10 protein-coding genes are annotated in these 14,357 nt (G+C 42.3%); all 10 read right to left on the bottom strand.

Annotated elements, in window-relative coordinates:
- Positions 1–24: 24 nt before the first annotated feature.
- On the bottom strand, positions 25–840 hold the full coding sequence (locus K6V26_RS03430; protein WP_224264616.1) for a glucose-6-phosphate isomerase family protein: 816 nt from the start codon (positions 838–840) through the stop codon (positions 25–27).
- Entirely contained in the window at positions 821–1,789 is a 969-nt protein-coding gene (locus K6V26_RS03425) for an ROK family protein (RefSeq protein WP_010800143.1), read from the bottom strand. The genes K6V26_RS03430 and K6V26_RS03425 overlap by 20 nt, the downstream gene beginning before the upstream one ends.
- A gap of 5 nt (positions 1,790–1,794) precedes the next feature.
- Positions 1,795–2,352 (bottom strand): glucose-6-phosphate isomerase family protein, encoded by a 558-nt coding sequence (locus tag K6V26_RS03420; protein ID WP_224264615.1) that lies wholly within the window; start codon positions 2,350–2,352, stop codon positions 1,795–1,797.
- A gap of 31 nt (positions 2,353–2,383) precedes the next feature.
- A complete protein-coding gene (locus tag K6V26_RS03415) occupies positions 2,384–5,236 on the bottom strand; it encodes a glycoside hydrolase family 2 protein (protein ID WP_224264614.1) in 2,853 nt (950 codons plus the stop codon).
- A gap of 8 nt (positions 5,237–5,244) precedes the next feature.
- Positions 5,245–5,910, bottom strand: a complete 666-nt coding sequence (locus K6V26_RS03410) for a GDSL-type esterase/lipase family protein (protein WP_195438179.1) — start codon at positions 5,908–5,910, stop codon at positions 5,245–5,247.
- 21 nt (positions 5,911–5,931) lie between these two features.
- Positions 5,932–6,765, bottom strand: a complete 834-nt coding sequence (locus tag K6V26_RS03405; RefSeq protein WP_010800147.1) for a hypothetical protein — start codon at positions 6,763–6,765, stop codon at positions 5,932–5,934.
- 22 nt (positions 6,766–6,787) lie between these two features.
- A complete protein-coding gene (locus K6V26_RS03400) occupies positions 6,788–8,482 on the bottom strand; it encodes a RagB/SusD family nutrient uptake outer membrane protein (protein WP_224264613.1) in 1,695 nt (564 codons plus the stop codon).
- A gap of 12 nt (positions 8,483–8,494) precedes the next feature.
- Positions 8,495–11,641, bottom strand: coding sequence for a SusC/RagA family TonB-linked outer membrane protein (locus K6V26_RS03395; RefSeq protein WP_224264612.1), 3,147 nt, complete (start codon positions 11,639–11,641; stop codon positions 8,495–8,497).
- A 114-nt stretch (positions 11,642–11,755) separates the two neighbouring features.
- Complete coding sequence (locus K6V26_RS03390; RefSeq protein ID WP_224264611.1) at positions 11,756–12,985, bottom strand: cellulase-like family protein; 1,230 nt, start codon at positions 12,983–12,985, stop codon at positions 11,756–11,758.
- A 236-nt stretch (positions 12,986–13,221) separates the two neighbouring features.
- Positions 13,222–14,106 (bottom strand): AraC family transcriptional regulator, encoded by an 885-nt coding sequence (locus tag K6V26_RS03385; RefSeq protein WP_224264610.1) that lies wholly within the window; start codon positions 14,104–14,106, stop codon positions 13,222–13,224.
- Positions 14,107–14,357: the final 251 nt, after the last annotated feature.

The raw sequence follows: 14,357 nt of genomic DNA, 5'->3' as shown, positions 1-14,357 counted from the left end.
TATTAAATTTATATATAAATGTTTCTACGGAACAAATTCCTTCCAACAATCTTCTTTTATCTGCGGAGACGGGACAAACAAAAAAGTATCCGGTTCCTCCTCAAAAGTACGATAAATAGATTGATCTTTTTTTATCCCCAACATCGAATAATCCGATGGAGATTTGCATATCAATTCCGATTTCAGATAGTAAGGATTAACCTGCCACTGAATCTCATCCGATCCGTCGAACACCGGATACCAGGCTATACCTTTATGTTTTCTAACATCATCATACACAAACCCATATTCTCGGTCACACCAGGCACCAAAGGTCAACGGCCTGTCCGGATTTGCACTGATAGTAGCATGTACCCAGTAAGGAGGAACTACTACTACATCTCCCGGTCCGGCATAAACGGCGAAACAGCGTCCGGGACTGTCTCCGGCATATTCCTGCATATAAATAATCGCCTCACCGGACCATATCTCATACACTTCCGGAGTAGACCAGTTACTGAAAGGGGATACTTTATGAATATGCCCCTGGCTACGGATAGGTTCCGTCCCCAGCTTACCGGCTGCATACGTTACAACTCCGTATAGCAGATGCATGGATTTCAGTAATTCCCGATGCACGGCTTTACCGACATCCATAGCTATCGAATAGACTATATCAGGACCATCACAATCAGGGTTCATCAAACTCAAGGAAATATCCTTCAACCTGCGTGTTTCTACCTCTGGTCCGAAAATTCCGGGACCATAAGAAAAGCCTATCGGATCTCCGGTTAATTTTATATCGAGTCCCGGGTCAAATGTAAAATCGTAACCGGAACGATCAGGCTGATAAGATTTCATTCTTTCTTCTTTTACTGGTAAAACTATATTCTGCCGCCAACACTGCTGCATTATCTCCTAATTCCGATGCTACAATCTTCACCTTTTCCGTGGGACACCAGGCCAGCCGTTCCACCCGTTCACGAATATAAGGCAATATGACATCTTTACTTTTCATAATTCCCCCTCCCAGTACAATAACCTGTGGATCATAAGCATGTATATAGGTCACAATTGCAGCACTCCATACATCCATACATTCGTTTCTCACAAGCAAAGCATCGATATCTCCCCGGGATGCCAGACTAAATATTTCTTCAAAGTCATAACAGTCAGCCTTGTCCCTGAACGAAGCCGTCAATTTTGTATTATCCTTTATAATAGAAGAAAGAAAAAAGGATGAAGAAAGCGCTTCTACGCATCCGACATTTCCACAACTGCATTTTCGTCCTTTATAATCGACAACAAAATGGCCGCCTAACGAACCTGCCTGATAATGTTCACCATACAGGACACGCCCATCTAAAATAACTCCTGTACCTATCCCGGTTCCGATCGTCATCATGACAACATTATCCAATCCTCGAGCCGCTCCGCATTCCCATTCTCCAACTGTCGCCATCCGGGTATCATTGTCCATATAAAAAGGGACTCCCCAATTCAACTCACACCAAAGTTGTAAATTCAACTCACACGCATCATCATATTTTTCGTTTGTGGCAAGCACCTGGCAATGTTTTACATCCACGATACCGGGAAATGCCAGACTGATTCCCGCCAACTCAGAAATATGCACTTCGTTGTTATGCAGTAAATTATTGATTGCATCCTTTATTTTAGGTAGATTGATCCGAAGTCCTTTTTCCGAGTCTGCCGGTAAAACAGTAAAATGCAGAATTTTACCGGAGCGGATCAAGCCTATCTTTATAAAGGTACCTCCCAAATCTATTCCAATAGTATATTTAATCATATCCTTTAAACTAAAGTAGGAACTCCGTTTACATCCACCAGACGCCGGGCAAACCCTGTATCGGCAATTGTTGCATAATCATGTCCGGCATCAGAAGGCCAACAGGCGGAAAATACCAATTTCTGATACCCGGTATTGGCTACCCGGTGTGCTACTTTTCCCGGGATGTAATGAAGACTTCCCGGAAACATCCGTTCAGCCCATACATTCCTTTGCTCATCCATCAGAATCAGGCAACCTTCACCTTCCACCCCCCAATAAAACTCTGCCCGATCGCTGTTGGAATGGAAATGTCCTTTCGTCATAAAATACTCCTGCCCGACCTTACCGGAATAAAGTGTCGTAATCCCCATGAACAGGCCACCGGGGGTACTCTCCAAAACCGGGAGGTAACTGCTGACATGATAAACGACCTGTTCTTTATTCATCTTCCCATATGCCTCTTTATCCTGGAATACCCCGTCCAGATCACCCAATACACGAGTTGATTTCACAACATCTTCTCCTGTAAGACAATCATTGGTAAAAAAGACTTCGGGTATAAAAACCTTGTTTGTTCTCATAATCATTATTTTATCACATTGATTTTCTTCATTATCTGATCCATTCATCAGCCGATACGTAATACTCCTTGCCAGCCAGATTTTCGGGAATCTCTATACTGACCTGTTTATGTTCATCCGGTAGCAGGTTAAAGTAACCATCAGAAACATATACCGGCAATAGCGACTTTCCCGATTCCTTGTCTCGCACATTCACTTTGATACCGGTAGCGATCTTTTGCGAGTTGTTTTTTATCTCTGCCCGGATCAATATCTTATTATCCTTTTTCTTCGGTGTATTCCATTTTATGCGGAGTTCAGATTTTCCTCCTTCCTGTAAAACAGAGAAATCGGTTGGTTCGGAAGGGTTGATCCAATAATCATTCTCCGAGACGATCTTTCCCCGCCGGTCAGATAATTGGGTCCGGACGAGCGAAACGTCTCTGATTTCCGGAGGCAAAGCAATTTCCATACAGTCTGTCAGCTTGTTTGCTTCTAATTCCACAGAGATCTTTTTCTCATACAATTGCTTTCCTTTCAAATCGTACACCCTGAAAAAGACTTTTGCATCCGGTATATTTTCAAGTGTCGTATTAACGACCTGTAGTTTTTTGTTTACTGAATTCCATTGAACATGTATCGGTTCGCAGGCTTTCTTCGCTCCATAAAAAGAACCGTGCGTCTCATAATCATATGAATAAGTCTGCCAGATCATGCTTGGCCATGCCGGATGGCTCATCCATAACAACAGACCACTGGCATAGTTCCACATTTTCTGATTCCAGGCTTCAAACATATTGCGATACAGATTATAATTAATGAACTGGGCACGTGAACAGAATTCATCCGCATTACGTGACGGAGCCTGTCCTAACTTTTCCACATCACGGATATAGTTTTTCCAATCGAAACTTTCATAGTGTAAATCATGGTAATACCAAACATCACCGATAGGCCATAGATCTTCTTCCGGTATAAATTTGCGAAGAGTTTCGACGGTCGGTACGGACGGTGCTCCCAACTCCGTACTGAAACCATCCGCTTTTCCGGTCAGATACTCCAACTGATTATCAATGTAGTGCCACGGACCGCTTGAACAAAGATTCAAATCCCTGGAGTTCCCATGATAATGCCGGGTACCATCCACTGCACTGATTATCTTCTGAAAACCGTCTTCCAATATTTCCGGAGCATATCCTTCATTACGCGGACACCAGATGGCAATAGAGGGGTGATTACGGAAACGAAGGACAATATCCCGGGCATTGGCAAGGAATAATTCATCATCCAACGGTTCCAGGTTGTATCCCTGAGTCGAAATGGAAAAGTCATTCCAAACGAGCAAACCGTATTCATCACAAAGAGTATAAAACAATTCTTCCGTAGATTCTCCGGTCCAGTTTCTCACCATGGTAAAATTGGCTTCCTTATGCAAACGGAAATAAGGTTCCAACCGTTCACGGGTTACCCGTTTCATACCATCATCCATTCCCCAGTTTCCCCCGCGGCAGAAGATACGCTTTCCGTTTACACAAATAGTCAGGAAAGGATTTTCCGGCTGAGTGGTCTCCTTCCGGAGGTATTGTATTGCTCCGTCAGTTAACGAAGGAATGACTATCGAAGAAAAAGCCGGACTCTCCACCGGTACACGTTTCTTATAATCAAACAAAGATCTTCCTTCCCCTACATCCGTAGGGCTATACTGAAAACGTATATTTTCCTTTTCGGCAGTCTGTGCCATCAGTTCATAAGAAAGTTCCCGGATACCAAAACGGATCTCTTTCTTTTGCTTTACCTGATCCTCCTGAGCCACAGTCAGGGATAATTTATACAAAGCCTGTGCCCCATAACCGTTCGGCCACCATAAAGCAGGGTTATGGATACGGAGTTGTCCGAATTGCTCCGGTGTGAAACTTATATTTTTTTGTTCGGAAGGTTTCAGTATTACTTCCTGTGAAAAAGAGATATCTCCTATCTTTCCATTCACGGAAACCGTTTGTGTCTCCGGGGTTGTATTCACCAACCGCGTTTTAATTTTAATATCGGCATAAGTCGTATCCGGCAATGGTAGATCTGTGATGACCTGAGGATCTTCCATCAGGACATCACCTACCGGAACCAGTCTGACATCCTGCCAGATACCTATATTCCTATCCCGGATACCAGGTATCCAGTCCCATCCTTCCGAAGAGATAAAAGTCGGTCCGTCCAGACAAAGGGCACCACCATTACCGCCAAACCATTCCTTATTCTCTTCAAACGGAATACCCGGATTATTGGGTGGAAAAATATGAACGGCTAATGTATTCATTCCCTGTTTATCCAATAAACCGGCCACAGGATACAAGCCTCTTTTAAAGGCTCCGTTCATTGTACCCAGGCGGATACCGTTCAACCAGATATCCGCCTTATAGTTGATACCGTTCAGTAATATCTGATAGTCCGTATCCTTCATCGTCTGAGGTATCTCGAATGAGATACGGTACCACCAGTCCATACGGCAAAGCGTATCCGGTATCAGTAAGTTATTCAGGCCATAATAAGGATCCGGATATACTGACTGTTCAACCAGTGTGGTAAGGACTGTTCCCGGCACAACCGCATTATACCATTCATCGGCATTTGTCCGGGTATCCCACAAAGATATACCTTTTCCTGCCAGCTTATATCCTTCGATCATCTCCCAACCGCTGGAAAGCAGGAAATTACCTTCTTCATCCTTTTGTAACTGTCCGGATACGGCTTGGTAGGCTTTCCTTTCCGTTATAATCTTTCCGGCTTTTGAACGGGGAAGTTCATCAGCCTGTTGCTTGACGGTCCGTCCGAAATTCAAGTTACTCTGCCCCTGTACTGACGCTCCGATCAACAGGAATGCCAGCAAACTTAACCAATATATCTTTGTCATAGTTTTACCTACTTTTTCAACAATTTATCTTCCATCACTTCTTTAAAAAGAAGATATGCTTCAGGAGTGATATGAATATGGTCTTCTTTGAAGTATTCCATAATAGGGCAATCATTCTCATCGACAAATTTATCCCAGACACTTACATAATCCATATAATCATACAATGCTGCATATTCTTCCATCAGTCGATTGGCTTTCTTATATTTCTCAAAAGAGTTCACCCGCGCCGGACAAGGCTTGATGGAAACAAGCAGAATACGGCATTCCGGATAATGATAATGAATGAGACGGCTCATACAAATGACATCTTCCATAAACTGTTCAGGAGTAGTCTCCGTCTCATTCAAATCATTATCGCCTTCATAGATAACGACCTGGCGAGGATTAAAAGGCTTGACAACTTCATCGAAAAAATAGATCTGATCGCACATCATGGAACCACCGAATGCCCTGTTCACGACCACCGAGTTTGGAAAATACTTCTGTGTATCTCCCCATCGTGTAAACGTAGAGCTACCTATAAATAAAACACAACCTTGTTGGATTCCTTCCTTACTGTTTTTATCCCTTAACTCCTGAATCTTTTCTTCCCATTGCGCAGCCCGTTCATATTGGGCCGAAGCTAAAACGCAATGACAGAATAAAATGCAAAGCAGAACTATCTTTTTCATGATCTATCACACCTTTCCTTCTTATTTTTTCACTTTAAAACACCAGAACCACGCTTCCCAGCCATTAGACAAGACATGCGCCAAGACCAATTTATCTTCGGTCAACTTCAGAATGTCAAATTCATGAACCGTTTTCCCTCCTTCGTTCGGAGAAACTCCTTTCAGGATCGTTCCGTCCACAATTGTCAATGTACCGATAGACCAGGGAGTTCCGTCAGCCATCACCTTCTGTTTAGTCATATCAAACTTAAAACTACCCTTCTCCACAACTTTTCCGGTCTGACTTATCTTCGTAAAATTGGCGGCACCGTTCAGGTCGAAATGCATAACGCCGTCTTTCCCGACTTCCGGATCTTGATCATCCATATCTCCCGCCTTGATCGTTGCCCAGGCCGGAGCGGTATTTCCGGGATAGCCGCCATTTCCCCAAACGACATCGTCCGGACTTGTATAATCCCACATCCAGTCTTTACCATTTTTATCCGTTCCTGCAAAAATGGCCCATTCATCTTCTATCGGATAAAGAATATTGTCAATAGTCACCTTACGAGTCGTAGAAATGGTTCCTCCAGCACATATTCCGGTGAAAACAATCTCTTTCTCACCTAAAAACGGGACCAGAACCGTATCCTGCTGACGCACAGAGATGCCTGAACCATAATTCCAATGAGATCCGACCATCGGAGTATTATTGATCATAACAATCTTATTTCCTCCCTCTGTCAGCGGATATACATCCAACTTCAACTCGCTTTCCGCGATCACACTACCTTGTTTATGCTCCTCCTCTATCGGATTACAAGACAACTGAAACATTGCCAGTAGCGAAAAAAGAGCGATTATTATCTTTTTCATATAATTTCATTTAACTGTTTGATTAATACAATGCATCATTACCCCATCCCGGAGTTTGTTCAAGTACGCCGGCCGATAAATCAATCTGTGTTTTGGGTATAGGCATGAATCCTCCCGTTTCCTGGATACGTTGTGTCAGATTACCCATATTCATCACATCATCCACTCCATTATTCTTAACTTTTACGCCGTTCTGTTTTTCAAGGGATTCGCCTGCAATGCCCCAACGAAGCAAATCATAATAACGGGAACCTTCAAAGGCTAGTTCCCAACGGCGTTCATTCTGCAATGCCCTATCCGTATAAGCAGCCAGAGGGGTTAAACCGGCACGTTCACGTACCCGGTTCAAATAACTGACATCCTGTTTCAGCTCTGCCATCATCAGCAATACATCTGCAAAGCGGATGATCACCTGATCCTGTGTGTTATCGATCTGGAAGTCAGGAGTTCGTCCATACAATATGCAACTGTAATTAACACAAGCTGTCGTTCCGTCCGACTTTGCCTGATGTGCGTTTATTGCGATATACTTCTTCTGCCAATAACCTGTTTCCTGTATCTGCATACTGGCTCCCCAGGTATAACTTTTTATATTCTCATCCGGATCGTTTACGTCCAGGATAGAAGCGGCACGCCTGAAGTCATTCGGTTCGCTTATCTCCCAGTCGCTTATCAGATTAGTACTGACCGGTCCTGCTCCCCAACCTTGTCCGAACGGAAATATATTCTCATAATTCGGTTGTTCACGAATGGAGAAATAAAGTACCGGTTGGTTTCCATAATAAATACTGGTAGAATGATTACCCATTGCAGAATATTTAATGGAAAAGATCGTTTCATTATTCTGGTCATCTCCCACCCAACTCAGGTTATTATCTGTAGCGAACTTATAATCAGGAGCCGTAGCGGAATTTGCGTAAGGCCATAAATTACCAAAATTGGAAACCAGCCCATGACCGCTATTATTAATACAGTCATCCAACCAGTTGATCACTTCCTGTTTTGTCACAGAACCGCCTTCAGTCAATGGCAGGGCGTCCTGCTTATAATATCCGGTATAAAATAAATAGACACGTGCCATCAATGATTCGGCAGCCCATTTCGTTGCATGTCCCAACTGGCTGTCTTTTACTTCATATTTTTTATCCGGCAACGTCTGAATGGCATATTTCAAATCATTCGCCATCTGAGCATATAACTCTCTGGCTTCGGCCCGCGGATTATTCACAGCTTCTGTCGTCAGAACCAAAGGTACCGTTCCAAACATACGGCATAATTCAAAATAGAAGTAAGCACGCAGAAACCGGGCTTCAGCCGCTATCTGATCTTTCAACTCCGGCTTTTCCCATGTCTTTACCACATCGAGAGTTTCCAGCAACATATTGGAACGGAAAATCCCCTGATACATTTTTTTCCAGAAATCCGGGAACATATCGTCATTTATCTTTTTAAGTTGATCCATTGCAGCCCAGCTTCTATCTACGGCAGCTCCACCTCCCAGACGGTCATCCGAAAGCAATTCGGATACCAGGAAAGTGCATTGGTTTACATTCACGGATGGTAATATGGAATACACTCCGGTTAACGCATCCAATGCATCCTGCGATGTTTCCGGAAAACTCGACGTATCCTTTTTCACCAGATTTTCTGAATCCAGAAAACCGTCGCAACCTGTAAACAGGAATACGAGTAATGAAAGAAATGCTATCTTTTTCATATTTTAAATCGATTAGAATTTTAAATTAACACCTATCATATATGTTCTCGGACTTGGATAAAAGCCGACATCGATACCGGACACCCAACTCTTATCTGCACCATACCCGATTTCCGGATCCATTCCTGAATATTTGGTAAAGGTTGCCAGATTCTGAGCTGTCACATACAACCGGGCCTGACCCAACGGCATACGGGGGAATAGTTTCTTAAAGTCATATCCTAAAGTCACATTCTGGATACGGAAATAATCCCCGTCTTCAATGAATATATCCGATATGTACAGCCAGTTTACATTCGTTCCGGATGCAACACGAGGCAAGCGGTTGGAAGTGCCTTCACCATGCCAACGGCCTAAAATGTCTGTTGTATAGTTTTCTTTCGGCTGGTCTGTAAACGACCGGTACGACTTGGCGATTTGGTTACCGAATACAGCATTTGTCGTTATCCCCAAGTCAAATCCTTTATATCCGAAATTCAGAGTCAATCCCATTGTAACATCCGGATGCGGGTTACCGATCATACATTTATCTTTATCATCAATCACACCATCCTTGTTCGTATCTGCAAAAATCAAGTCACCGGGGGCTGTACCTGACAGTTTTGCTCCGGTATATTCTGCAATCTGCTTTTCACTCTGGAAAACACCCAACGTTTTATACCCATAGAAATAACCGATCGGGTATCCTTCCTGTGCCCGGTACATTTCCGTTGTACCTTCACTCAGAATATTCGGACTTCCGTGAATAATTCCTTCGGAGTTGGCAATACGGGTTACTTCATTCTTATTATGCGACAAATTCAGGTTTACCCCGTAAGTAAAATCTCCAACATGGTCATTCCAGTTCAAAGCCAGTTCAATACCTTTATTCCGAACATCACCGCCATTGATATAAGGAGCGTTCGTACCGTAGGAATCCAGAATAGGAGCCTGTACCAACCAATCTTTGGTTGTCTTTATATAATAGTCGAATGAAAGTCCCAGACGGCTACCCAGGAAACGGGCATCCAGACCTAAATCCAGCTGTTCGGAAGTTTCCCACGTTACATCCTTATTAGGTAAAATATCGGGATAAGCCCCGGAAGAAATAGTTTGCTTGTCCGGTCCGAAGAAATAATTGGACTTCAGGGACGAGATCGTTGCCAGATACTGGAACGGATCGATATCCTGATTACCGTTTTGTCCCCAGCTGGCACGGATTTTAAGGAAATCGAGATAATTTCTCGTCGGCTCCATAAATGCTTCGTTACTCATCACCCAACCGGCAGAAACTGAAGGGAAATAACCCCAGCGATTTCCTTTAGCAAAATTCGATGAACCATCGGCACGCATGACCAGGGTCAACAAATAAGTTTCCTTATAATCATAATTGATACGACCGAAGAAAGAAGCGATCCCTCTTTTCTGTAAGATCCCGTTCTTCATATAAGGAGAACCACCGACTGTTGTTTTATCGGCATAGATAACAGTTGTATTATCCAGATAGGCATGATCGAAGTCATCGAAAATCGAGTTGACATTGCTGGCCGATAAATTGTCACCTAAACCACTCCGTTCCATAGACTGACCGATCAAGGCGCTGAAATTATGATTATTATTGATTTTGAAATCATAACTTACCGTATTTTCCCAAAGCCATCCGGAATTGATAAACATACGTTGAGTCACCTCATTCTCTTTATTATACACATTCGAAGCCAACTCATAAACCGGTTTAAAACTGCGATAGGAATTAGCTTCCATTGTCAAACCGAAGCTGCTCCTGATCTTCAGGTTTTTGATCGGCTGTAAAGTCACGTAGGCATTCGCTTTAATGTTATGTTTCTTTGTCAGGTTCTGACCATGTGCATAATCCATCAGGGCAACCGGGTTTTCACCAGTAGGATCCCAATCCAGTGCATAATGATAATTCCCGTCTTCGTCATACATAGGAAGGAACGGATTGGCTTTCAACGCACCGTTGATATCATTCTGATACTGGTTGCCGATAGAGATTCCCGATTTTTCAGTATAAGAATATGTCAGGTTCTCTCCAAACTTAATGATATCAAAGTCCTTATTTTTTAATAAAATGTGCTCGGTATTCAAACGAAATGTATAACGATCATACTTGGGTTGTACAGGTTTACCCAGAATACCTTCCTGTGAAGTATAGGAAATACCGATAGAATAAACGGACTGTTCGCTTCCTCCCGTAATATTCAGAGCATGATTCTGGACCGGGGCATTCTCATTCCTCATTTCATCCAACCAGTTCGTCCCTTTGTTCGTTCCATTGGCATAACTTTCCCAGTTGGGTACCATCGAACTAAAATCATAAGCAGGCAGGCCATCCATTAAACGACCTTCATTCTGTATCATCGCATATTCCTGTGCATTCAGTGTCGGAACCATTTTATATACATTCTGCACACCAAAATATCCGTCATAAGATATGGTTGCTTTTCCGGCACGCCCCTGTTTTGTCGTCACCAATACAACACCATTCGCAGCACGTGATCCGTAGATAGCAGCTGATGCCGCATCTTTCAGCACATCAATAGATTCGATATCGGCAGGATTCAGATTATTGATATCCGCACCGGTAACCCCGTCTATAATGTATAAAGGTCCCGAAGAACCGGTTGTACCCAAACCACGTATCGTCACATTGAAACCTTCGCCCGGCATACCGGATGATTGGGTAATGTTCACCCCAGGAGTCTGACTTTGCAAAGCACCCAAAGCACTCACCGTGTTCAGCTTCTGAATATCGTCTCCCTTCACCTGTACAGTCGCACCTGTTACCAGTTTTTTCTTCTGAATGCCATAGCCCACCACAACAACTTCATCCAAAGCCTGCGAATCTTCTTTTAAAGTAACCTGATAGATCGCAATGTTGGGCCTGACAGTCAATAACTGTTCCTGATAACCGATATACGTAATTTGTAAAACACTTCCGTCCGGAACAGTCAAGGTAAATCGTCCGTCCAGGTCCGTAACTGCACCGTTTGTAGTCCCTTTCTGAACAACGTTTACACCTATCAGAGGTTCATTACCGACCTCCGATACAACAATCCCGGAAATAGTCCTTCCCGTTTGAGCTTCTGCCAGCAGGTTTCCTAAAAGCAGGAAAACGGAAATGAAAACCAGATAAAAACTTCTATTTTTCTTTTCCATAAAAGAATTGATTTAATTGATTAATCACTATTTTTTTTAATGTAATTCCCCTGGCGGGAACAATATGTTCTCGCTTATATAAATTTTAACATGAGACTTTTTGATAACTGAAACTTAAAGCCGTCTCAATAATTTAGCAGCTATTTCATTATTCATGACAATAGATTCATCCAACACAGCCGACCTGATTATTGCGGTCAATTCCTGATGCCATTTTACATCTCTCCACATACCGGCAAACTGCGGTCCGCAAAAATTACTCGTAGCTATTCCTGCCCACATCCCCGTTTGAGCAGCCGCTATTGTTCCTAAAGCACAAAGTTCTTTCACCCAATCCCAATTCAGCAGAGGCCAGTCTTTATAATCTACAATCCCCCAGCATTCCGTAGTAATAAGAGGCCGTCCTGTTTTTCTTGCGATTTTCCCTGTCAGTTCTATTTTATCGGTTAGCAACTTCTGCCAATACAATGGTTTCTCCCGGTAAAGCTTTTCAGCAGATCTCACCACTTTCTTATAGGCTTCGGGAGAAAACTGTCCATCCTTATAATCCACGATCTTATAAAACTCGCTGTTATTCTGATGAACCATCCATATATGATGCTCATACAAATCCAGGAAAGAAGTGTCTACTTCCTCATATTTCTGAACATCCCCATAATCAAAGGAAAAGAGGAAAGGCATATCCGGATATTCTTTCCTCATCCGGTTCAAAGCATGTTTCATCCACTGAAGCGACTCTTCCTTATACCATTGTCCCCATACAACATGCGGATATTGGGATGAAAAGAAAGGAGCCCACAAATTTCCCGGCCATTCATTACACAGATCCACAAATAATACAGTATCCAACAGCCCGTCTGTTTCTATAGATTTAAGAGTTGATATCCAGCAATCAGCCATCTTGTCTGGGGTTGTTATCTTCATCCTAGTACCATCTACGTCCTGACGATACCAAGAAGAAAGTCCTACCTTGATATCGCGTTCCCGACATTTTGTAAGAAACTCATTCAAAGCAGGCTGAACCTGTACTTCATTCAAATCCGGACTTCCCCAAACTTGCTGGTTCCAGACTTCATTCAACATCCATTTCCCGGTCGGATTCTCTGCGACCAGATGCGGATAAGCATCAATACGTATCGCATTATAACCACGTTCGAGCAATTCATCCAACACCTTATCCCAGTCTTCATAACCGGCTCCCGGCCAACGACGTTCCAACCAGGAAAAGTCCCACATGGTAATTGCACGGGGCGAGACCTTTCTCTTACTCATTCCCGGAACTTCCGCATTAAAAGAAGAAGTTCCAAACAGATCAAAAGAGGCAAGGCTACCCAAAGTTGCCATAGTAGTTTGTTTTATAAAATTCCTTCTGTCCATATTCATTACTTAAACGGGATAATTTGCATTTACACTATAAAACTCTTTATTCAAAATGCTTGTGTATCCATAGGCTTTCTATTATTAGAATTATAACTGTTAACTATATCTCAGATTTCTATATGGCAAAGATATAGTCAGTTAAGCCTACTTCTTTTCTTTATTTTTGCACATAATGCTGGTATTTTACCATAAATTTGAAATCAGATAACTTTCCGGTTTTTTACTCCGAACTTTTTCTGATATTCTGACGGCGACATCTTTGTGGAGCGTTTAAACTGCTCAATAAAGTTTGACAAATTATTAAAACCAGCCTCCATACTTAACGTCGAAATCTTCATACGTCCTTCTATCAATAGCTTTTTAGCATGCCCGATACGTATATCATTCAAGTACTGTACAAATGTCTTTTTGGTACGTCCCCTGAAATAACGGCAGAAAGCATTAGGCGTCAAACCAACCAGTGAAGCGACTTCTTCCAGTTTTATCGGCTTTGTAAAATTCTTCATCATATACTGGTATACTTTATCGAATCTTTCAAAATCCGAAGAATTGACAGATTCCGTGAATCCGACACTTGCCAGCAACTCATATTCATCTGTCGTCGCCATCATTTCCAGTAACGAGATAAAGTTGGTAATACGGGCAGCCCCGGTATCATTCACCGAACGTTGGATGAAAGAACCGATCGTATCTCTGGATTTTCCCATAAACTTAATGCCGCGCCTGGAACGTTCTATCAACTGACGAATATTGTTCATTTCCGGTAAGCGGATCAGATTTTCTTCAAAAATATCTTTTAGAAAGAACAAACATAGGCAAGATGCCTTCAGTCCGGCACCTTGTTTAAAGAATTCATCATCATTTCTCCATTCATGGGGTAACTTCGGTCCTACCATACAAACATCACCTTCCTGGTATCTGTCAATATGGTCCCCGACAAAACGTGTTCCGGTACCTTCCAATATATACATAATTTCTATTTCAGGATGATAATGCCACGGAACAATAAAATGTGGCAAATCTTCTTTATAGAAGTTTATATAGCTATTGCTCGTAAATGGTAATTCCTGATAAAGTGGTATCATAATGTTTTATTTAATAAAGAAGATGGTTAGCTAATACATACTTATGCCTCTTGCACAAATATACAATCGAGCTTATATCAATATTTATTTGATATTCGCAGGAAATTATGGTATTTTACCATTAACATAAAACAGGATGTTAATATAACATAACCTTCAATATCTCTCCTCCTTTTCCATTGAAGTATTAAAGTATGGTTCAAAGAAAAATAAAAAAAGGATACGAACCAAAGGTATTTCTTCGGTTAACA

The organism is Parabacteroides goldsteinii (assembly GCF_020091425.1).
GTDB classification, from domain to species: Bacteria; Bacteroidota; Bacteroidia; order Bacteroidales; family Tannerellaceae; genus Parabacteroides; species Parabacteroides goldsteinii.
The sequence above is the reverse complement of the archived record's forward strand: the minus strand, read 5'-3'. Positions and strand labels throughout refer to the sequence as shown.